General features: G+C 70.9%; 21 protein-coding genes and 1 pseudogene. 10 read left to right on the forward strand and 12 right to left on the reverse strand.

Annotated elements, in window-relative coordinates:
• Positions 1-48 precede the first annotated feature (48 nt).
• Positions 49-1,506, forward strand: a complete 1,458-nt coding sequence (locus ACSNOH_RS00190) for a pyridoxal phosphate-dependent aminotransferase (RefSeq protein WP_436719050.1) — start codon at positions 49-51, stop codon at positions 1,504-1,506.
• 21 nt (positions 1,507-1,527) lie between these two features.
• Here ACSNOH_RS00190 and ACSNOH_RS00195 read toward each other — a convergent pair whose 3' ends face one another.
• Positions 1,528-2,328, reverse strand: a complete 801-nt coding sequence (locus ACSNOH_RS00195) for a GNAT family N-acetyltransferase (protein WP_436719051.1) — start codon at positions 2,326-2,328, stop codon at positions 1,528-1,530.
• A 335-nt stretch (positions 2,329-2,663) separates the two neighbouring features.
• Here ACSNOH_RS00195 and ACSNOH_RS00200 point away from each other — a divergent pair, with 335 nt between their 5' ends.
• On the forward strand, positions 2,664-3,908 hold the full coding sequence (locus ACSNOH_RS00200; protein WP_436719052.1) for a hypothetical protein: 1,245 nt from the start codon (positions 2,664-2,666) through the stop codon (positions 3,906-3,908).
• Positions 3,909-4,054: 146 nt separating this feature from the next.
• Here the strand turns inward: ACSNOH_RS00200 and ACSNOH_RS00205 are convergent, their stop codons facing one another.
• The gene (locus tag ACSNOH_RS00205; RefSeq protein WP_436719053.1) at positions 4,055-4,669 is read right to left on the reverse strand and encodes a TOPRIM nucleotidyl transferase/hydrolase domain-containing protein; all 615 of its coding nucleotides are present in this window, start codon (positions 4,667-4,669) and stop codon (positions 4,055-4,057) included.
• The gene (locus ACSNOH_RS00210) at positions 4,596-5,606 is read right to left on the reverse strand and encodes a LysR substrate-binding domain-containing protein (protein ID WP_436719054.1); all 1,011 of its coding nucleotides are present in this window, start codon (positions 5,604-5,606) and stop codon (positions 4,596-4,598) included. The genes ACSNOH_RS00205 and ACSNOH_RS00210 overlap by 74 nt, the downstream gene beginning before the upstream one ends.
• 170 nt (positions 5,607-5,776) lie before the next feature.
• Between ACSNOH_RS00210 and ACSNOH_RS00215 the strand changes: the two genes are divergently transcribed.
• The 3 genes from ACSNOH_RS00215 (at position 5,777) to ACSNOH_RS00225 (ending at position 8,775) form a co-directional block, all read left to right on the forward strand.
• Positions 5,777-6,571 carry an alpha/beta fold hydrolase gene (locus ACSNOH_RS00215; protein ID WP_436719055.1) on the forward strand — a complete coding sequence of 265 codons (795 nt, stop codon included), beginning with the start codon at positions 5,777-5,779 and terminating at the stop codon, positions 6,569-6,571.
• 291 nt (positions 6,572-6,862) lie between these two features.
• Positions 6,863-7,594 carry a hypothetical protein gene (locus tag ACSNOH_RS00220; RefSeq protein WP_436719056.1) on the forward strand — a complete coding sequence of 244 codons (732 nt, stop codon included), beginning with the start codon at positions 6,863-6,865 and terminating at the stop codon, positions 7,592-7,594.
• Positions 7,591-8,775: a terpene synthase family protein gene (locus ACSNOH_RS00225; protein ID WP_436719057.1), complete on the forward strand. Its 1,185-nt coding sequence runs from the start codon at positions 7,591-7,593 to the stop codon at positions 8,773-8,775. The genes ACSNOH_RS00220 and ACSNOH_RS00225 overlap by 4 nt, the downstream gene beginning before the upstream one ends.
• Before the next feature lie 63 nt (positions 8,776-8,838).
• On the opposite strand, the gene ACSNOH_RS00230 is transcribed toward ACSNOH_RS00225, so the two are convergent.
• On the reverse strand, positions 8,839-10,185 hold the full coding sequence (locus tag ACSNOH_RS00230; protein ID WP_436719058.1) for a cytochrome P450: 1,347 nt from the start codon (positions 10,183-10,185) through the stop codon (positions 8,839-8,841).
• Positions 10,186-10,403: 218 nt separating this feature from the next.
• Entirely contained in the window at positions 10,404-11,483 is a 1,080-nt protein-coding gene (locus ACSNOH_RS00235) for a hypothetical protein (RefSeq protein WP_436719059.1), read from the reverse strand.
• 352 nt (positions 11,484-11,835) lie between these two features.
• Between ACSNOH_RS00235 and ACSNOH_RS00240 the strand changes: the two genes are divergently transcribed.
• On the forward strand, positions 11,836-12,585 hold the full coding sequence (locus ACSNOH_RS00240; protein ID WP_436719060.1) for a class I SAM-dependent methyltransferase: 750 nt from the start codon (positions 11,836-11,838) through the stop codon (positions 12,583-12,585).
• An 84-nt stretch (positions 12,586-12,669) separates the two neighbouring features.
• Here ACSNOH_RS00240 and ACSNOH_RS00245 read toward each other — a convergent pair whose 3' ends face one another.
• Complete coding sequence (locus ACSNOH_RS00245) at positions 12,670-13,212, reverse strand: hypothetical protein (protein WP_436719061.1); 543 nt, start codon at positions 13,210-13,212, stop codon at positions 12,670-12,672.
• A 248-nt stretch (positions 13,213-13,460) separates the two neighbouring features.
• Positions 13,461-14,129 carry a hypothetical protein gene (locus ACSNOH_RS00250; RefSeq protein WP_436719062.1) on the reverse strand — a complete coding sequence of 223 codons (669 nt, stop codon included), beginning with the start codon at positions 14,127-14,129 and terminating at the stop codon, positions 13,461-13,463.
• Between the two features lie 327 nt (positions 14,130-14,456).
• On the opposite strand from ACSNOH_RS00250, the gene ACSNOH_RS00255 reads away from it, so the two are divergent.
• Positions 14,457-14,990 carry an RICIN domain-containing protein gene (locus tag ACSNOH_RS00255; protein WP_436719167.1) on the forward strand — a complete coding sequence of 178 codons (534 nt, stop codon included), beginning with the start codon at positions 14,457-14,459 and terminating at the stop codon, positions 14,988-14,990.
• A gap of 116 nt (positions 14,991-15,106) precedes the next feature.
• On the opposite strand, the gene ACSNOH_RS00260 is transcribed toward ACSNOH_RS00255, so the two are convergent.
• On the reverse strand, positions 15,107-15,817 hold the full coding sequence (locus tag ACSNOH_RS00260) for a class I SAM-dependent methyltransferase (protein ID WP_436719063.1): 711 nt from the start codon (positions 15,815-15,817) through the stop codon (positions 15,107-15,109).
• A gap of 512 nt (positions 15,818-16,329) precedes the next feature.
• Between ACSNOH_RS00260 and ACSNOH_RS00265 the strand changes: the two genes are divergently transcribed.
• From ACSNOH_RS00265 to ACSNOH_RS00275, 3 genes are all read left to right on the forward strand, one after another.
• Complete coding sequence (locus ACSNOH_RS00265; RefSeq protein WP_436719064.1) at positions 16,330-16,941, forward strand: GNAT family N-acetyltransferase; 612 nt, start codon at positions 16,330-16,332, stop codon at positions 16,939-16,941.
• 48 nt (positions 16,942-16,989) lie between these two features.
• Positions 16,990-17,982: a GlxA family transcriptional regulator gene (locus ACSNOH_RS00270; protein ID WP_436719065.1), complete on the forward strand. Its 993-nt coding sequence runs from the start codon at positions 16,990-16,992 to the stop codon at positions 17,980-17,982.
• Positions 17,983-18,111: 129 nt separating this feature from the next.
• Positions 18,112-18,735 carry an isochorismatase family protein gene (locus tag ACSNOH_RS00275; RefSeq protein WP_436719066.1) on the forward strand — a complete coding sequence of 208 codons (624 nt, stop codon included), beginning with the start codon at positions 18,112-18,114 and terminating at the stop codon, positions 18,733-18,735.
• Between the two features lie 5 nt (positions 18,736-18,740).
• Here the strand turns inward: ACSNOH_RS00275 and ACSNOH_RS00280 are convergent, their stop codons facing one another.
• The 4 genes and pseudogenes from ACSNOH_RS00280 to ACSNOH_RS00295 all read right to left on the reverse strand — a co-directional run bounded on the left by ACSNOH_RS00280 (position 18,741) and on the right by ACSNOH_RS00295 (position 19,989).
• On the reverse strand, positions 18,741-19,160 hold the full coding sequence (locus tag ACSNOH_RS00280; RefSeq protein WP_436719067.1) for a DUF3592 domain-containing protein: 420 nt from the start codon (positions 19,158-19,160) through the stop codon (positions 18,741-18,743).
• Positions 19,161-19,314: 154 nt separating this feature from the next.
• On the reverse strand, positions 19,315-19,479 hold the full coding sequence (locus ACSNOH_RS00285) for a hypothetical protein (protein ID WP_436719173.1): 165 nt from the start codon (positions 19,477-19,479) through the stop codon (positions 19,315-19,317).
• A 67-nt stretch (positions 19,480-19,546) separates the two neighbouring features.
• Positions 19,547-19,666 (reverse strand): annotated as a pseudogene (locus ACSNOH_RS00290) (TetR family transcriptional regulator); the annotation flags it as partial.
• A gap of 74 nt (positions 19,667-19,740) precedes the next feature.
• Positions 19,741-19,989 (reverse strand): cupin domain-containing protein, encoded by a 249-nt coding sequence (locus ACSNOH_RS00295; RefSeq protein ID WP_436719068.1) that lies wholly within the window; start codon positions 19,987-19,989, stop codon positions 19,741-19,743.
• Positions 19,990-20,404 lie beyond the last annotated feature (415 nt).

Raw genomic sequence — 20,404 nt, forward strand, 5'->3', positions numbered from 1 at the left:
CCGCAAGATCCGGCCACTGCAAGAACCGACCACTGACAGGAGACGAGGATGGCTTCCACGCCCCGGCACGTCAGCGACCGCACCCCGGCCGAAGTGATCGCACTGCTGGCCCGCACCATCGACCCCGAGCGCCGCCTCACCGTCGAGCAGCAGCTCTTCCCCGACCTCCTCAACCTCGGCACGGCCGAGAACGTCCTGCTGTTCCCGCAGCTGAACGAGAAGGTCTTCAGCAAGCTACGGGCCCTGACGGAGGACGACCTGCGGTACCCCGTGCCCGTCTACGGGACCGACGCGATGCGCGAGGACCTCGCCGAGCTGCTCCGCCCGCAGTTCGGCACCGACCTCGGACCCGACGACATCTTCGGCACCTCGGGCGTTTCGGCGGCACTGGAGTGCCTGGCCTTCGCGCTGAAGAGGACCGGCGACCTCGGCACCGGTGACCGGGTGCTGATCCCGGCCCCCTTCTGGCAGGGCTTCAAGTGGTGCTTCGAGCAGCGGCCCGGCCTGGAGTGCGTTCCCGCCTACCTCGGCACCGGATTCCAGTTGACCCTCGACGTCCTGCAACGTGCCTACTACGGACAGGCGGACAAGCCCAGGTTGCTGGTCCTCACCAACCCCAACAACCCGCTCGGCGTCAACTACAGCAAGGACCTGCTGGAGAAGATCTACACGTGGGCGCTCAACTGCACGGACATGCACATCATCTCGGACGAGATGTACGCGCACTCCCAGCTCACGACGGCGCAGCCGCCCTTCGTCAGCGCCTTCGAGCTCGACGCCTACCGCAACATCGCCGGGGCCCGGGACCGGGTGCACGTCGTGTGGGGCTTCGCCAAGGACTTCGGGCTCTCCGGCTTCAAGGCTGGCGTCGCCCTCACCCGCAACAGCGCGGTCAAGGACGTCCTCACCGGCAAGACCGCGCTCCCGAGCGGCGGCGAGCCCTACTCCTGGTTCAGCCCCCTGGACTCCCTCAAGCACTACGTCCTCCGCAGCCTCCTCGAAACCCAGGACTCGGGCCGGAGCTTCGCCGCCGAGCTCATGGACGAGTACCGGACGGTCCTCACCGACGCCTTCGAGTCGGCCCGGACCGCCCTCGACGAGGCCAAGAACATCCCCTACGTCTTCCACGACGGACAGAACAGCGCCCAGTTCCTCTGGCTCGACCTGCGGGAGTACCTGCTGCCGGCCGCGTCGGAGATCCCCTACGACCGGGGCCCGCACTTCCCGCCCAACGGGCACGCGCACCACGCGAACGCGAGCGGCAGCACCGAGGAAGGCAAGCCCGGTGACCTCCGCCTGCCGGTGCTCTTCCCCGAGATCGACACGGCGGAGAGCGACTTGTTCCAGTACATCAAGAAGGAGGCCCACGTCCAGCTCCTCCCGGGGCAGACGCTCTCCAACCTCGAACAGGGCTACTTCCGCCTGTGCTTCACCGCCTTCCACAAGGACACGATCCGCGAGGCGATCCAGCGCATCTCCCAGGCACTGGACCACCGCTCCCACTGAGCCCGGCCGGGCGAGCCCGGGTCAGCCCCGCAGGGTGTAGAAGCGGATCGGCGAATTGGGCTTGAAGCCGATCCGCGGGTACACGGGGGCGCCGGCGGCCGTCGCGTGCAAGGTGGCACGGGTCAGCCCGGTGGCGCGGGCGCCCTCGTACAGCGCCTTGCGCGTGACCGCCTCGCCGTAGCCCCTGCGCTGCCACTCCGGGTCCGTGGCGACGAGCACGACGAAGAGACGGCCGTCCGCCTCGACGGTGGCGGCGCACGCCACCGGAACGTCACCGCGCATGCCCAGGTAGGCGTGCACCTCGTTCTTCCAGAGCGCGGACCCGCCGAGACCGTCGCGGCCGTCCTCCAAGGGGAACCCGTACGCGCGCGAATTGAGGTCGGCATAGGCGCGCAACTGCTCATCGGACGTCACGCGCACGAACGTCAGGTCGGGGTGGACCGGCTCGGGGATGGGCAGCAGGTCTCCGGCCATGCCCGTACCCGGGAAGGCGTATTGCAGGCCGGCCCGCTCGGCCGCCGTTTCCAGTGCGGAGCCGGCCCCGTCGCCGAGCAGGTCCTCGAAGAGCCACAGGAAGCCCGGGTGCCTCTTCGCGCGCATGATGTCCGCGGCCTCGCCCAGACGTTGCCCGACGAGCTCCGCATCCGCGCCCACCTCGGTCAGGGTGATGCAGTTCCAGAACGCGAACCGGCAGTCCGCCCAGCGAACCGCGATGCCGGGAAGGTCGCGCACGTCCGCGCCCGCATCGCGGTCGATCACCATGGCGCGCCAGACCGCAGCGAGCTGCTCCATCGATTCGACGGACTCCGCGAGATCATTCACCGTAGCCTCACCCATCATTGAGCCTGAAGAGACACTCGATCACGTAGTGCACGACTACGCCGTACCCGAGGGGGCGGGCGCCTACTCGCGGTGCGAGGGACGCCGCCGGGCAGCGGCCCCACGACCGCGGGCCGCAGGGTCGGCCGCGTTGGCAGATTTCCGCCCGTGAACGGTCGGTGTCATTGACCCGCGGGCCACCCGCCGGTTGGCTCTGCAGGCATATGTCAGCGTGGCCACAGGGGAGGACTGATCGCGTGAGACGGGCGCACAGCAGCACTAGGCAGCGGTGGCGGATACGCGGGGGCGGCGTACTCGCGGCCGCCGCCCTCCTCCTGATGGGTGCGGAGCTGCCGGCGCAGGCAGCCCCGGCGCGGGACGACATCGCGCAGGTGGACGTGGGACTCGGCGGAGCCCAGCCCGACAACTGGTCGGAAGCACGCGGGCTGAGTGCCGACGGCAGGTACGGCCTCTTCACCTCCCTGGCGTCCAACCTCGTGCAGGGCGACACCAACCGCCTGTACGACGTGTTCGTCCGGGATCTGCACACCGGGCGCACCGAGCGGGTCAGCGTCGCCGACGACGGCTCGCAACTGGACGGATCCACCAGTGAGGCGGCCATCAGCGGCGACGGCCGGTACGTGGCGTTCAGCTCCGACGCGGGCGGCGTCGTGCCGGGACAGCCGGCCGAGGGTGCCTGGAAGATCTTCGTCAGGGACCGCAGGACCGGCCGCACGGAACTGATCACCTCCGGCGCGCGGAACGCCGAGAGCCCCGCCATCAGCGCGGACGGCAGGTACGTGACGTACACCTTGGACCGGCGGGACGTCTACGTCACGGACCGCTGGAAGGGAACCACCCGCCTGGTCACGGCCGGCGCGGACGGCTCCCCGGCCGACGGCGGCTCCGCAGACCCGATGATCAGCGCGGACGGAGCCGTCATCGGATTCCGCTCCAAGGCCACCAACCTGCTGCCGCGAGACCAGGGACCCGGCCTCGCCGTGCCCAAGCCCCCACCGCCGCGCCGCACCTTCCCGTTCTACGTGTACGACGCGCGCACCGGCCGCATCCAGGGGGCCGGCATCGACCCCGCCGGCGTGCTGCGTGACGCGCTTCCGAACGCGACTTTGAGCCCTGACGGGCGGTACGCCATGTTCAGGGTCTTCGAGGCCGACGGGAGCGCCGACGGGAGCGATGAGGGAGGCTCACACGTCGAGCTCTACGTCCGGGACCTACGGCAGGGGACGACCACGAAGGCCGGCCCTCCACTGCCCGGCACCCGGACCGGCCACGAGGCGTACCGCGGCAGCATGACGGCCGACAGCCGCTGGGTGATCTTCGGTTCGGACGCCGACAACCTCGTGCCCGGCGACACCAACCAGGCGGCGGACATCTTCCGGCGCGATCTGCGAACCGGGCGGATCGAGCGGATCAGCATGACCGAAGCCGGCCTGGAGAGCTCTTGGTCGCCCAACTCGCTCTCCCTGGACGGCCGCGGCGCCACCGCCCTCTTCGAGGCAGGCGGCAAGGTCTTCACCCGCCGACTGCCGGCCACCGAACAGACCAGCCGCCGGCCCCTGTAGAAGCCGCGCGGGTCCGACCGCAGCATCAGCAGTGTTGCGCCGCAGTGCCGGCCGTACTCCATCTCCATCTCACCGGCACCTCCACTCCTCCTGCAGGCGAATCGTCAACAACCGAGCGGCTGTGGGCCGCGCCCCCCCGGCGTCGGTTACAGGGCCGAGAGGAGGTCGTCGAGCGGTCTTGGTACCCGGTTGTGGGCGGCCTCGACGAGGAGGCGGCCGTAGCGGATCTTGCGGCCCTTCGTCGTGCCGAGGAAGCGCCGCAACTGCTGATGCCGCGGCCGGCCGTGCTGCGCGGGCTGGTGCAGGAAGGTCTGCCAGGCACGGAGCTCGCCCTCGGCCCGTACGATCTCCTCCACTCGCGCCGTGCCCAGCGCGCGGATCAGCTCGTCCTCCAGGTCTTTCACGCAGACGAAGAAGCCCCGGGGCGACGCCCGCGCCCGCTCAAGGCCACGGTCGTAGAAGCGCTGCTCGCCTTCGTCGCACAGTCCGGCCAGGCGGAGGCCGAGGCCGGGCGGCCCGAGGAGGCCGGCGTAGCGGCCGATGTTCATCGCCCCGCCCATCGGCACGACGCACACCCCCTCGGCGGCAAGGTTCCGGCCTCGCCGTGCCGCCAGCGCTTCGACGGCCGCGAGGTCGCTCGGGCCTTCCAGCAGCACCGCTGTCCGCACCCTCAGTCTCACAGCCAGCTCACTCGCCGGCCCGCCGGGGCCGCCGCTCGCCCAGCCCGTCACCGCGTCCCGGAACGCCTGCATGTCCGTCATGGAGTGAGTCTGCACCTGCGCTGCCGGAACGGCACGGAATATTCGATCCGTCGGCTGCCTCGTAGCAGGCTTCGATCAGCGCACGCAGCGCTGCCCGGGGCGGCCCCTTCCGGACCGCAAGGCAGGTCTGCATGAGGGGTACCGGCTCGCTCAGGGGGCGGAACACCACGCCGGGAACGGACCGGAGCTGGGCGGCGTGCGGGGCGTAGAAGACCGTCCAGGAAGGCCGGCCGTAGCCGATGGCGGCGAGGGTGTCCTGGTCGTTGGTGAACTCCGGCCCCGCGACGGGCGTGTAGCCGGCCGCCCTGCAGGAGCGCATCACCAGGTCGTGGAGCGCGGGGTTGCGGGAGGGCGGGGAGAGCCGCAGCGGCAGATCCGCGAGCCGGGCCAGTTCGACGCTCTCCCGGGCGGCCAGCTCGTGGCCCGCGGGCAGCGCGGCCATGAGCGCGTCCTGCCACAACGGCAAGAACTCCAGCCCGGGGTCGGTACGTTCGCCGCGCAGCAGGGCGGCGTCCAGGTCGCCGGCCCGCACCCGGGCAAGGCGTTCATCGGTGCTGCCGGTGACGAGTTCCAGCTGGGCGCTGCCGGCGGCGTGCCGGGTGAACGCGGTGAGCACGGCGTCCAGCCGTACGCCCAGTCCGGTGCTGGTGCCGAGGCGTACCGTCGCGGCCTGTCCGGCACGCAGGTCGTCGATGGCTTCCCGGGCCTGTGCCTGGAGGGCGAGCATCTGCCGGGCGTAGGGAAGGAGCCGCTCGCCGGCTTCGGTGAGCCGGACCGTGCGGGTGGAGCGGGCGAAGAGCTCCGTACCCAGTTCGCGTTCCAAGCGGCGGAGCTGCTGGCTGACCGCGGACTGCACGATGTGCAGCCGCTCGGCGGCCCGGCCGAAGTGCAGTTCCTCCGCCACGGTGAGGAAGTAGCGCAACTGACGCAGCTCCATGTGCTGCCCTGCCCCCCACCCGTCCGCCGTGACCGGCATTGATCAATGTTCGTGATCAGTGTAGGCGCGGATCGCTCATTGTTCGCCGGACGTGATCGCGATTGGCTGTGGACATCGCGAACGGCATCCGCACACGGCCTCCGCGGCCCACGAGAAAGAGGGGAACCACCATGCCCGGCCTGGACGTCAACGGCACCACGCTCCACTACGAGGACGAGGGGACCGGCCCGGCGCTGCTGTTCCTGCACGGCTGGGGCACCAGCGGCCGGACCTGGGGAGCTCAGCTGCCCGACTTCGTCCGGGACCACCGGGTCGTCACCGTCGACTGGCGGGGCTGCGGGCGATCGACCCACCCCGCCCACGGCAACTCCGTCGCGGAAGTGGTCGGCGACCTGGTCGCGCTGATCGGTGCGTTGCGACTGGACCGGCCCGTGGTCGTCGGCTCCTCGATCGGCGGATCCTTCGCCACGGAACTGGGTGTGCAACACCCCGGCCTGATCCGAGGCGTGATCCCGGTGGGCGCGCCGGGGTACTGGCCGTCCACGCAGCCCCGGGCACAGGCGGAACTCGTGGCAAATCTGCGCCGCGACCGCGCCGGTACGGTCGCCGCCTGGGTGCCCGGCTGGTACGCACCGGGCACCGCGCCCGCCCTCATCGACTGGACGGTCCGCCAGATCCTCGACTCCGGCGTCTACATCGACGAACACCAGGCGGCCGCGGTCGGCTACGACCCCCGACCGGCACTGCCCGGGCTGCAGGTGCCGATCCACTACATCCACGGTGAGCTGGACGCCGCGATCCCCCTGGAGGTACCCCGGACCTGCGCCGCCCTGACGCCCGGCGCCGAGGTCAGCGTGATTGCCGGCGTCGGACACATGCCGCACCAGGAGACCCCCGACCGGTTCAACGCCGCCCTGCGCACCGCGCTGGCCCGGATGACCCCGGCTGCGCTCGCCACTGCGTAGCCGCCCGGAGCGGCCGGCGACAGCGGGGAATGCCCAGTACGCCGGAGCAGATCGACCGGGCCGGACCCCGCCTCACCGGGGGCCGGGTGGACGTCACAGCGGGCCGGCTGCGACCCGTCGAGGAAGCCCCGCCGACGGCACCGGCCCGGTCTGTCACCCGAGTGGCCCACGTGCGGTAGTCCCCGGCCCGGCGGCGTGGTCGCGTGGAGGAAGAGCCCGTCCCGTGAGAGACCGGGGCCGGTGTCGGAGAGAGAGCGCCGACGCTCCGCACGTACGTCGACAGGAGTCGTCATGTCCTTGCCCTGGGGCCGCGCCGTGGCGCTGGGCTGCGCGGTGGCCGCCGCGGGCTTCGCCCTGTCCTGGGCCGGCGCGGCGACGGGGATCACGCCGAGCGTGCTTCCCGCTCCGCAGCTGAAGGTCGGCAAGGCGCAGGCGGATCTGTGCCCGACGCCGGCCGCAAGCAAGGCTCTGGCCGATCAGGGGGTGACGCTCGGCGCGCAGAGCCCTGCGGTGATGGCCAACGTCGGCGGCCGCACGTGCGTCCGCATGCCCTTGACGCGGGGTGAGTTCGCGATGGACCTCAGCGCGGGATCGGTGCCGGCCGACGGAGGCGTCACGTTCACGAAGTCCACGGGTCGGACGCTGTCCTTCACGGAGGTGGAGTTCAACTTCGGCACGCGCAAGGCCGACGGGAGGGCCACCATCGAAGGCACGTCGGCCGGCACGCGGGCAAGCACATCGGCCACCACGCCGGCCGGCACATCGAGCGGCAGGGCGCGGGCGGCGCAACAGCGGATCGACCTGCTCACCCTGGACTTCCAGCTGGACAAGACCAAGGTCGATCTCACCCGGGGCACGGCGGAGGGCGCTGCGTCCCTGGGCCTGGGCCGGGGCGGGGGCAACGCGCTCAAGGACGCCTTCGGGACCAGCCCGCTGCCCGCCGAGGGCACGGTGTTCGACGCCACCGCAGGCGGTGACGTGAGCCAGGCGGCACAGTCACTCTCCTACGCCCTGTTGCCGTGACCGGCACGAGCGGCGGCACCCTGGCCCCGGCGGCCGGCGACGTCACGCAGGAGCGAGACATCACGACGGAGCGGGGCATCGCGAGAGAGCGCGTCGCGGGCACCATCCGCGTCGAGATCCCGCCGCGGTACTGCCCCCTGCCCTCCGCCGAGCACCCCGACGCTGGCCGGCTGAACGCGCGGGCAACGGCATGGATGAACGGGTACGGCCTGTGCCTGGACGGCGTGCAACGCGTACGCATGACCGGCAACGACTGCGGCGGCTTCTACGGGCGAATCATGCCCCTGGCGCCGGCGGACCGGCTCCAGGTCGCGGTGGACTGGTGCGCACTGATGTTCGCCTTCGATGACCTGCACTGCGACGAGGGACCTGCCGGCACGCGCGCCGGCGACTTCACCGGCTTCGCCACGCGCCTGATGCGCGTACTGGAAGCACCGGGAACGACACCCCCCGGGTCCATGGATCCGTTCCTCGCGGCGGCGGGCGACCTGGCGGCGCGCTGCCGTACAGCGGGCACGCCGGTGCAGGTCCGGCGCATGGTGGAGGGGCACCGCGCCTGGTTCCTCGGTGTGCTGTGGGAAATCGGCTGCCGCCTGCGCGACCGTACGCCGTCGCTGGACGACTACGCCCACATGCGGCAGCACACCGCCGCCGGCACGGCGACCACCAGCTGGATGGAGATCATCGACGGGCGGGAGATCCCCGCCGAGGCGCTGGACGCGCCCGCGGTGCGCGCCCTGGACGAACTGGCCTTCACCATTGCGGCCTTCGACGACGACCTGTTCTCCTACGGCAAGGAACGCTGGCTGGCCGCCCGCGACCCGCAGCCCTCGCAGTGCCGGCTGAACCTCGTCGACATCCTGGCCGCCGAGCGCGGCCTGGGCTTCGAAGCGGCGATGGCCGCGGCCGTGGACCTGTGCAACCGGCTGACCCTGCGCTTCGTCCGGCTGCGGGACCAGGTGCGGCCCCGGGCGTGCGAGCCCCTGCGGCTACGCCTCGATCACCTCTCGCACCTGATCCGCGGAAACATCGAATGGGGACTGCGCGCCGGGCGCTACACCAACCCCGACGGCCGGCACCCCGGAGCCGTCGTCACCACCGGCTCCTTCACACCGGCCGCACCCGGCTCCGGCACACCACCGGCGATTCCCTCGGTGGCTTGGTGGTGGGACCGATTCTGACGGCGGACGGACGAGCGGACGGCGGACGCGTAGTGAGCCGCGCGCAAGGAGCCGTATGACAGGTCATCGGCGCGGCGTGAGCACCAAGCCGACCCGGTCCCGGGGCCGCAGTGCGACCGAGGCCCTGGGCACGACCCGCCCCGCGACCGCGATGTGGAACCGGGTCAGCATCGTGGCCACGACCAGCGCCGCCTCCTGCAGGAAGAACGACTGGCCGACGCACTGGTGAGGCCCGTCACCGAAGGGCAGATACGCCAGCGGATGCCGGTTGCGCACGCGCTCCTCGGTGAACCGGTCCGGGTCGAAGCGCAGCGGATGCTCCCAGAACTCGGGCAGCCGGTGGGTCAGGTAGGGGGAGAGGACGAGTGTGGTGCCGGCCGGGACCCTCACTCCGCCGATGACGTCCTCCGCGGCGGCCGTCCGTGGCACCGCCCATGCCACCGTGTACAGGCGGCAGACCTCGGCCAGCACGCGCCGGGTGAGGACCAGTTCGCGTACGTGCTCGCGCCGGGGAGGTCCGCCGGCCAGCACGTCGTCGGCTTCCCGGCGCAGCTCCGCCACCACCCCGGGATGCTCCTGCAGCGCGACCCAGAGCCAGGTCAAGGTCAGCGCGCTGGACTCCGAACCCGCCACGAAGAGGGCCACGACGTCCTGGGCGATGTGCTCGTCGCTCAGGGGCCGGCCTTCCGCGTCCCGGCCCCCGAGCAGGAGGCTCATCAGGTCCGTGCCGCTGCGCGGAGTGCGCCGTGCTCGGCGGATCAGTGGCAGCAGGATCTCGTTGACCGTACGGGTGGCGCGGCCGAAGGCGCGGTCACCCGGCATCGGCACGGCGAGCGGTACGAAGGGCAGCGCCATCCGCCACAGCAGCGAGCCGAAGGCGACGGTGACCGCGGCGGCGAGCCGGTCGCACTGCGACTGGGGGATGCGCGAGCCGAAGAACACCGGGTTGACGATCCGCAGCACGATGCGGGTCATCTCCGCTACGGCGTCCACCGTCGCACCGGCCGCCACACGTTGCTCCAAGTCCGTCACCGCGCCGGCAATGGACGGGGCCGTCGCTTCGACGGCGGCGTGCGCGGAGCGGCCCGACAGGCCCTTGCACCAGAGGCCACGGCTCGCCTGCCAGCGGGGCCCCTCGCCCGCGATGCCCAGCCCCGTCAGCCGGCCCAAGGGCTTCCACATCATCGCGCCCCTCCGGTAGTTCTCGCCGCGGTCGCGCAGGACGTGCCGTACGTGGTCGGGATGGGTGACGAGGAGGGGCCGGAAGGCACCCAGATCGAGCCGGGCCGGCGCTCCCTGGGCCTGCTGACCCGTACGCTCCATCAGGCCCAGCGGACCGCCTGCGCGCAACCCGCTGAGGACCTGCCCGAAGGAGACGGTGTGCAGCCGGCTGTCGGCACGCATCGGCATGGCAGTGCTCTTTCACATCACGGTGCGACGGGTGCGACGGGCGCGATGGGCGCGACGACGGGTTCGAGGGTGTGACCCGGGCCGTGCCGCGTTCCTTCACGGAACAGCACGCCGCCCCGGGCCCCGCCCCGGGGGAGGAGCCTATGTCGCATGCCGGAGCCTATGCCGCATGCCGCTCCTGTCTCGCTTCCGACACACTGCTGAGGAGCCGTAGCTCCTCAGCACCACCGCGTGTGGCGGCAGACGCTGAAGCCACCACCACGGTGGTGGGAACTGCCGGAGTCGCCCCCCTCCCGGCGGTGGCCGTCGGGGAAGGCCGTATTGCGGTCGTGGTCGCCGGGGAAAGGGTCGCGGTAGTCGGGGTCGCCGTCGTCGTCACGGTCCGGGAGGTCCACCGAGGTGCCGTTCGCCCGGTCCGGCTCGGGACAGCCGTTGTCCTGCGACGAGAGGTAGAGCGTCACCCAGGTGTCGCGGGGGAGCCGGCGGCCTTCGGCCGGGTCGTGTGTGCACACCCTCCAGGTGTCGTACGCGCCCTCCGCCGGGAGCGTGTCATTGCGATACGCAGCCCGGGCCCGGACGTGGTCCTTCTCCACTCCCAGCGCGACGACCTGAGCGCGGGCTGCCGGCCACGTCTTCCACACCAGTTCGGGCATGACCGGCCAGGGGACGGGCTCGCCGTCCTTCTTCGGGCAGGGATCGCCCGTGTGGACGGCACCGAAGTCGAGGGAGGGCCGGTCGGGGCTGCCGCCCGTCTCCTGGAAGCACACGGTCCACAAGGACCGGGCGATGATGGATTTGTGCTGGTCGGAGGCGTCGTGCTGGGTGACGGAGTACCCGGCCTTCCGTGCCTTGCCGAACGCGACGTCCAGGCGCTGCCCGCGATACTCCGGAGCCGGAGAGGCTGCTGCCTTCACCGCTGTCGGCCGTGGCGCGGTGGGTGATGCGGGGGTGGCTGGAGACGCGCCGCCGGTCTTGTTCTTGTGGGCGGCCACGGCGCCGTGTCCGCCGGCCTTCGGAGGGTCGGGGACCACCGCGCCCAGCATGGCCACGGCGGCGACCGTCGCCGCTATCCGGCCCGCCCGGGGCCACGGGTTACGGCGCCAGACCACGACCAGGGCCACGACGAGCACCGCCGCGCTGAACCGGGGCTCGACCAGGCCCGCCACCGGCACACCGGCCAGGAACCCGAGCCGCGCCGGCGTCGACCGCCACCGGCGCCGCCCCGCGCTCGGTGCGGGCTCGCCCTGGGGGCCGGGAGCCTGGCTGGAGGGCGATGGGGTGGGTGGTGCGCCGGACATGTCGGTGTTGTCTTTCGTCGGTGGAACGTTGGTGCCGGGGCAGTGTATGGGTGCGGCGGCCCTGCCGGGTGCTGCCTCTGGACGCCGGCGGGCATTCGTGGTCGGGTGACGGCGTGACTTTCCTGACGCGCCAGGTCACTGCCGGTTGTGCGGATCCCGTGGAACGGGGTGGGTAGCACTGTGCGACCCCGAGGACAACGAGTTCTCCAACGAGTGCTCCGTGGAACGCGGCGTGGCGGAGCGCGCGGGCGGCTCACCGGGCCTCATAACCTCGTCATGCGGGCCGTCGGCTCCACGCCCCCGGCCCCTTCTGACGTACTCCGGCTCCGGTCCGGCCTCCAGGGAGACTCGCATGGACCAGCGCGACCGGCACGTGCAGGCCCTTTCCTTCGGCGCTGCTGCGGCTGCCTATCAGCGCGGGCGCCCGCCGTACCCGCCTCAGGCGATCGACTGGATGGTGCCGGGGGACACGCGCCGCATCCTCGACCTCGGTGCCGGCACCGGCAAGCTGACCCGTCAGCTCCGCGAACGCGGCCTGGATGTCATCGCGGTCGAGCCCGACGAGCAGATGCGCGCGGTACTCGCTCATCACCTCCCGGACGTTCCCGCGCTGGCCGGCTCCGCCGAAGCCATCCCCCTGCCCGACCACAGCGTGGACACCGTGGTCGCTGCTCAGGTCTGGCACTGGGTCGATGCAGAACGCGCCGTGCCCGAAGTCGCTCGAACGCTGACCCGCCACGGTACGTTGAGCCTGGTGTGGAACACCCCCGACGAGCGTGAGGACTGGGTTTCGAGCCTCGACCGGATCGTTCACCCGCACGGTGTTCCAGGGACTCCCAGTGTCGGCGTAGGCGTCGACAGCATCGCGCTGCCGTTCGCGCCGGTCGAGCACCGTACCGTCGCATGGCGCGATCGTCTCACCCGTAGCGAGCTCATCGACCTGGTCGCCTCCGGGAGCTCGGTCATCGCCCTGCCGCTCGCCGAGCGGACAGCGCTCCTCACCGAAGTCCGCAGATTCTGCGCCACCCACCCCGCCTTGGCCGACGCCGCAGAGATCACCATGCCGTACATCACGCACTGCTACCGCACCCGCCTGTGCTGAGGCGCTTGGTGATGTGAGCTTGTCCGACGCGCGCGCTGCTGTGCGCGGACGGGGCCGAAACGGACTTCCGGTGGAGTAGAGCGCTCAGGCCGGGCCGACGTCCAGCTGTACACCGCCTGCGGCATGGTTGACAGGGGCGGGCAGCAGACAGTCGGCCGCCGGTACCCGAGTGGCCAGTGTCGCGACGGTGCGTCGTGCGGTCCGGCCCTTGCCCCGGCCTTCGGTCACGGTGCCGTGGAGGGTGACGACGGTGACCGTACTGAGGCGGACGACGGTCGAAGTCGTGTAGTCGATGACCGACTCCCGGCCGTCCGCGTAGCGGACCTTCTCCCGGCCGGTGGGGCTGTTCACCGCGATGCAGGAGGCGTTCGCCGATCCCACGAAATGCCCGGTGGCCGGAATGACCTGGCCGGGCCTGCCGGAGCAGGTGTACCGAGCGTCGGCTTCGATACGGGTAGGCCTCGGCAAGAGCCCGAGGCCCGGAGCGAAGGAACCGCTCTCCTTCCCCGAGCACACGAACGCCGTCTCGCCGGTGCTTCCGGCGGCCGCCACCGGGGACCACACCAAGGAGGTGCCGAACAGAGCCAGGGCGCACAACGCCACGCGAGAACGCGCCTTTGCGAGCATCCACATCTCCCCGTGGATCGACGGCGTGCTCCGGCCCGCCCGGAGCAGCCTGCGGGCCCTGTGCCTACCCCTGGAGCACACTGGGACTACCCCGCCTCAACCGGCTCCGGCAGCGCGGCTGCCTCGCACACGCGGCGGCACGCACTCCTCGGCGCACGCAGACGGCGTTCACCGAGCCGCGCGCCGCACGCTCCGGCCCGGTCCGGCGGCCTCGGCGCCGGGGAGGGAAGAAGGAGGGAAGAAGGGGGTCAGTCTCCGGCGATCAGGCCGGTGATGAACTTGCGGCAGCGGCCTTCGGTGACGGGCGTGATGCCGTGGATGAGCTGGGCGCCGTAGACGATGGCGGTACCCGCGCCGGCGGGCGTGGTCCAGGGGACGCCGCGGACCTCGTGGATCCAGCCGGTCTCCGGGGCCTGCCGGGAGACCTTGTCGTGGGGTGCGATACGGGTGAAGCGCATGCCGTCGGCGTAGCCGGGTGCCGCTTCTTCGCGGAAGCGGGGGTCCCACAGGTGAGGGCTGGAGGTGGTCTCGAAGAAGAACTCACCGCCGGCTTGCGCCTCCTGGACAGTTACACCGACGCGGGCGACGTGACGGGGGGTGGTGAGCGGGTCTTCGCCGATGCCGTCGAGGTGGCGCACGGCACCTTCACCGGCGCCGAACTGAATGAGCTGCCACGGCGAGCACCCCGTGGCGGAGGGGAAGGTGCGGCGGATCTCCGGCAAGTGACGCAAGGTTGCGGCCTGGAGGGCTTCCTGAACCTCGTCGGGTAAGTCACGCAGTTCCTCGCCGACATAGGCGGGCTTCCAGCCGGCCTGCTGGATGAAGCTGTCCATCACCCGGGACAGGCGAGCGACTTCCTCACTCGTCAGGAACTCATCCACGGTGTCCACGGCGAGCGTCTCTGTCAACGTGATCACGGCTGGTGCCTCCCTGAGTCACACGGTGATCGAGGAGCGGCGCCCTGTGAACGGCGCCCTGCGAGGGGCTCACTGCCGGCATCGTCGTACCAGGACCCCGAACAGGCAAGCACCGCGGCCGGAGGGCAGCGCGATGCGCGGTGCCTCCGCACCCCAGTACGGCAGCGGCCCTCACATCCTCCATTAGGGCTGTTTCACCGCGAATCCCTCTTCGAGCGGGGCACGGCACGAGACCCTGCGCTCACGGCCTCGGGGACAGCCGGACAGCTGGCCAGTTGGCCAGTCAGACCAGAGGGGGAACTCGTGAAACTACGTAAACGACTTGTGGTGATCGCGGCGGCACTGATCGCGACCGCCTCAGCGGCGGCAGCTCCGGGGGCCGGGGCCGCCGGGCCGAAGGCACCCTCGGGCACGGCCCCGGCGGCCGCCCCGGCCGGGGTCGGTCCGTTCCAGGTCAGAAACCAAGGAACCGGCCGTTGCATGGGCTTCCCGTACGGTGACGACCGCGTGCGGGTGTGGAACTGCACCACGGAGGCGCACCAGCTGTGGGACCTGGTCGCCGACGGCCGGGGCCGCTACCACATGGTGAGCCGCAGGAACGGCGAATGCCTCGCGGGCTACGCGCAGGGCCCGAGCGGGTGGGCGACGTGGCTGTCGACCTGCGATCGCGGCTTCTCCAACGTCGATCAGCTCTGGTACGTCGACCCGGCGCACCAGTCCGGCCCGGCCCGCATCGCGAACCTCTTCGGCCGCGCTCTCGAACCCGACCGCGGATGGGGCGGCGCGAACGAGTCTCCGGTCGTGACCAACGACTACCAGGGCCTGCCGAACCAGCAATGGACCATCAAGTACATCCGCTGACGGTTGTGCGCTCCCGCCCCGGTCCATGCCCGGCCTCGCTCCGCCCTCCAGGGGCGGAGCGAGGAAGGCGGACCGCATCGCCTGGCCAGTGACCAGGGAGACCAGGGAGACAGCCGTCAGACGGCTGGTGCACCGAGGCGACGGCGGGCCGCGATGAGTGTGCAGGAGACCGGGGTCGTCGCCTCCTGCGGTGCGGTGAGGACGGTGATGTTCTCCACGAGGAACCCGGCCTCGACCAGCAGGTCCTCCCACAGCGACGGACTGAGAACCCACATCCGTACGGTCAGCTCGCCGCCCCCTTTGAGGGGCAGGATCTCGTCGCGCGCGGCGACCTCGTCCCAAGGCCCGGCCCCGGACGCGTTGGTGTTCAGGACGGAGAAGACGAACTTGCCGCCTTCACGGACGCGGGGCGCGAGGGCGGGGAGGAGCTGGTGCGGGTCGATGTAGGCCATGCCGTGGACGGAGTACGCCGCGTCGTAGACCGGCTCTGGCGCGTTCCGGAGGTACGCGACAGCGTCGTCGTGGATGAGCCGCAATCCGGGCGTGGCGCCGTAGCGGCCGACCGCGCGCAGATGCTGGGTGGCCGAGGCCTCCACGGCGTGGATCTCGGCTCGGCGGGTGCGGGCGAGGCGAGCGGGGTGGCGGCCGATGCCGGAGCCGATGTCGAGCAGGCGCTGTCCGGCGATCTCGCCCAGCAGCTCGTCCCCGGGGCCCGTACCCCAGAACCCCCAATCGAGGCGATCGGGCTCGGGGACCACGGTGCCGCAGTCCAGATGGTGGCGACCGTAGAGCGTCCACGCCTGTTCGTTCACCGCGGTGTCATCCATGGGGTTCCCCTTTCCGAGGGGGCGCTTGTTCAGGGGCGCAGGGCAGGCGACGGTTCCCAGCCGGGGGCTGCTCATCGGGCGTCGCTCCTTCGCGCCGCGTCGGCCGGCGTCCGCGGAGCGGGCAGGGAAGTCGCGCACCTCGCCGTCTTCGAGCGTCTCCTTCCGCCGGACCCGGGGTCGGAATTCGAACGGCAAGGGCGCCTCCGTGGTGATCAAGCGACGTTCGTTGCAGTGATGCACCGAGCCTCCTCGTTGACGAGCGCAGTCGGACGGGTGCTCGGAAAAACGACCCCCGATCGGGGTCGTCACGGCCCCGGGAGTGCGCTTTGTCGTACGGAAATTCGTATGGGTGTCAACCGGCCCGCCACCGCTGGGCGGGCGGCCCGGCGGCCCTTGTGCGATTCACCCGGGCGTGGCCGCTCACCCGATCCGGGGCTTGCGTTGCTGCCACCGCCGCCCGGCCCCGGCGCGCGCCTACTCGTCCGGACGCCGTCGTCGTAAAGTGCCCAGGCATGTATCCGGTCAGCCGTCAGAGCCAGAACCTGGAGCTCCGCGAACTCGCCCTGGACGACGTCGACGCAGTCCTGGCGATCTACGGCAGCCCCGAGGTCACCGAACACATGAGTTTCGAGCCACGTTCTCGTGAGGACGTCGAGCGAATCCTCGCCTGGTCCGTCGCCTCGGCCACCGCCACCCCGCGCACCGAGTTCGCTCTGGCCGTCGTCGCACGCGACAGCAGAGCCCTGATCGGGTACGGACGTCTGGCTGACGATCCTCACCAGCCCGACGGCGCGACCCTCGGCTTCGCACTCCACCAGGACGTCTGGGGCCTCGGCTACGGCACCGAGACCGTACGCCTGCTCCTCGGGCTCGGTTTCGCAGAGCTGGGCCTGCACCGGATCTGGGGAGCGTGCTCCCCCCGGAACGTCGCATCGGTCAAGACCATGCTGAGAGCCGGAATGACCGAAGAGGGCCGCATTCGCGAGCACGTCAAGAAGAACGGGCAATGGCGCGACTCGATCGTTTACGCCGTCCTCGACCGTGAATGGCGAAGCTCCAGCCTGCTCGGCGACCGTCCACCCCGCCCGGGGACGGGGGAGCCCCGGCCGCATGTCCGGATGTGACAGATCACCGTCATTGCGGCCATGACCGGTGCGGGCGACGATAAGTGCATGCCCCTTTCGCACCGTGTCGTCATCGCGGTCTTCCCCGATGTCGACCTCCTGGACGTCGCCGGCCCGGCCGAGGTCTTCGCCCTGGCCAACCGGGAGACCGCAGGCCGTGCCGGCTACGAGGTCCGCCTCGCCGGGCCGGCCGCCGGTGAGGTGCGGACGTCGGCGGGTGTGCGGCTGCTGGCCGACCTGGCCTTCGACGAGGTCGGCGGGCACGTGGACACCCTGCTCGTGCCCGGCGCGGTCGACATGACCGACGACGGCCCCGTCGCCCGGATCGACACCGACGTCGTGGCATGGGTGAAGGAGACCGCCTCGCACGCCCGGCGGGTGGCGTCGGTCTGCGTGGGCGCGCACGTGCTGGCGGCCGCCGGGCTGCTGGACGGGAGGACGGCGACGACGCACTGGTCGACCGCCGCCCAGCTCGCTGCCGAGCATCCGGACGTCACGGTCGACCCGGATCCGATCTTCGTCCGGGCCGACCGCGGCCGGTTGTGGACCGGCGCCGGGATCAGCGCCTGCCTGGACCTCGCGCTCGCCCTGGTGGCCGAGGACCTGGGCGAGGACGTGGCGCTGGCCGTGGCCCGCCAGCTGGTGATGTACCTCAAGCGGCAGGGCGGGCAGAGCCAGTTCTCCGTACCGCTCAGCCGGCCCGCCTCCGCCCGCCGCGAGATTGACGAGCTACGGCTGTGGATCGCCGATCACCTCGACGAGGACTTGTCCGCGGAGAGGCTGGCGGCCCGGATGTGCCTGAGCGAGCGGCACTTCGCCCGCGTCTTCAAACAGGAGACGGGCGCCAGTCCCGCCGCGTACGTCGAGGCCGCCCGGGTCGAGGTGGCCCGCCGTCTGCTGGAGACCGGCGACGACCCGCTCGACCAGGTCGCGGCCGAGGCCGGGCTCGGCTCCGTGGAGACCTTGCACCGGGCGTTCAAACGACAGCTCGCCACGACCCCCGCGGCGTATCGCCGCCGGTTCCGCACCAAGGCGAGCTGAACCGGCAGCTGAAGCCGCCCCTTCACCTACCGATACCGGCGTCATTCCGTACACAGGCAGGGCGGACAGCTCCGCCATGCCTCCTTGCATCTCCCTCCTACGCATTTTTCCCTTCCGAAAGGCTTCGCCATGAGCAGTGACCAGACCTCCACGACCCTGCGCAACGTCATCGGCCTGGACAACCAGCCGCCCAAGCTGAGCGACTCCATCCTGATCATGATCGATTTCCAGAACACCTACCGCACCGGAATCATGGCCCTGGAAGGCGCCGAGGAAGCCCTCGCGGCCGGCGCCCGCCTCCTGGGACGCGCTCGCGCCGCGGGCACCCCGGTCGTCCACGTCATCAACGACGGCGGCGAGAACACCCCTTACGACATCCGTGCCCGCATCGGTGCCATCAGCGACGAGGTCGCTCCGGCGGACGGCGAGGCGGTCGTGGTCAAGCAGTTCCCCAATGCCTTCCACCTCACCGAACTGGAGAAGACCCTCACCGGCCTGGGCGCCGCCCCGGGCAGCGGCAAGGATCTGATCATCGGCGGCTTCATGACCCACATGTGCGTCAGCTTCACGGCCCAAGGTGCGTTCAACCTCGGCTACCGCCCCACTGTCGTCGCCGAAACCACCGCAACTCGCGCCCTTACCACGCCCGACGGCACCGTGCTGCCGACTGCCACGCTGCAGGCCGCCGCCCTGACCACCATCACTGACCTGTTCGGCATGGTCGTCCCCACGGTCGACGCCCTGCCGCTCTGATGCCGCTACGAACGCCGGCGGGTCACCAGCGCGATGGTTGTTCCGACTGCCGTGAACACGAGCCCGATCCCACCGAAGATCAGTGGCAGGAGCCACAGCGAGGCGAACCCGTTGATCCGTGCGTCCCCGGGGGAATCCGGGCGGTAGAGCACCTCCACCTGCTCACCCACCTCGTACGACGGCGGATTGGAACCCGCTGAGTCCCGGAACTTCCTCGGCGTGCCACCCGCCGGCGTGAACTCGACCACCGGGTGCGCCGCAGGCGGGTCGTCGCTCCGTGCCTTACGGGATCCGCCGCCGTAATCCTCTTGCCAGTCCAGGGCCACCACCGTGCCCGGCGCCCGCTCCGCATCCGTCAGGAAGGAGACCGATATCCCGGCGAAGATCAGCCCGGTGACCAAGCACAGCGCCCCGGTGGTGGTCATTCCGAAGATGAGCCACCGGCGGGCACCTCTTCCGCGCACGTCAAACCGGATCTGCACGACGTCTCCTTCACTCTGGACAAGCGAGAGGGACGTTATCCCAGGTCTGTCGGTTGTCGTGCTCGCGCCCGTCACCGGTCCGGCGCCGGCACTCCGGTCACGACCTCAGCAGGCTCTCCGCGGCCTCGCGCAGTGTCGCCCTGATGGCACGGGGGGCGTCGAGAGAGCCACCCACCATGGCTCCGTCCCTGAGGACGACCAGGGCCCGGGCCACGCGCTCGGGATCGGGGTGACCGGCATCGCCGACCACGGCGCGCAGCACACAAGTAGGCGACGACCAGCCCGTCCTTGCTGGAGAAGTGCCGGTAGAAGGTCGCCCTGGTGACCCCTGCCTCCGTGACGAGCTGCTCCACTCCCACGGCCTGGATGCCCCGGGCGTAGAACAGGCGCCCCGCAGTGTCCAGCAGGCGTTCTCTGGGGTGGGCTCTTCCGGTGGCTCCCGTGGTCATGGGCACAGCGTAGGGAAGGGAGGTCCGGTCCCGCGCCGTCAGGCGCCGACCTCGGAGCGGGGCTCCGCGGGCGCCTACTCGTACGTCGTGACCAGAGGCTTCGTCTCGTCGACGACGTACGTGGACAGCATCATCGTGGTCACGCTGCCGACATTGCGGGCATTGTGGATGACGCCGGAGGGGATGAAGAACGGGTCGCCGGTACGCAGTCGCAGGACGTTGCCGTCGTCGAAGACCATCAGCACATCGCCGCGGACGATGTATCCGACCTCCACCCCGGGGTGGCTGTGCCGGCCGGACTCCTTGCCTCTGGGGATCTCCACCAGGGTCTGAACGGTCTCCAGCCTTCGGCGGGGGAGGGGTGGCGCTGGAGGACGGTCCGGGTGACTCCGGAAGCGGGGTCCGTGGGATCCGCTGTTCCCACGGGGCTGGTACGGCGGTCGATTATCGTCGGGCTCCGTTCGAGGAGTCTTCCAAGGAAGAACGATCGTTCTTTCTGTCATCCGAAGAGTGCCGTCCCGGCACGGCGGGCGCAAGAGCGAGAAGCGCTGTTTTCGGGAGAACCTGACTCCTCAAACCTCCCTGGCGTGCGGTGATTTGGCATGCATCACTTGTTTGACCGGTGACGCGCGCTGTGCCACAGTCGTCAGGCGCGCCCTCGGCGGTCGTTCCGGGAAACCCTGGGCGCGTGGGATCTCCTGCGGCGTACACCGGCCGCAGGCCGGCACTTCGAGACGC

Source organism: Streptomyces sp. URMC 127 (assembly GCF_051386535.1).
Lineage (GTDB): Bacteria > Actinomycetota > Actinomycetes > Streptomycetales > Streptomycetaceae > Streptomyces.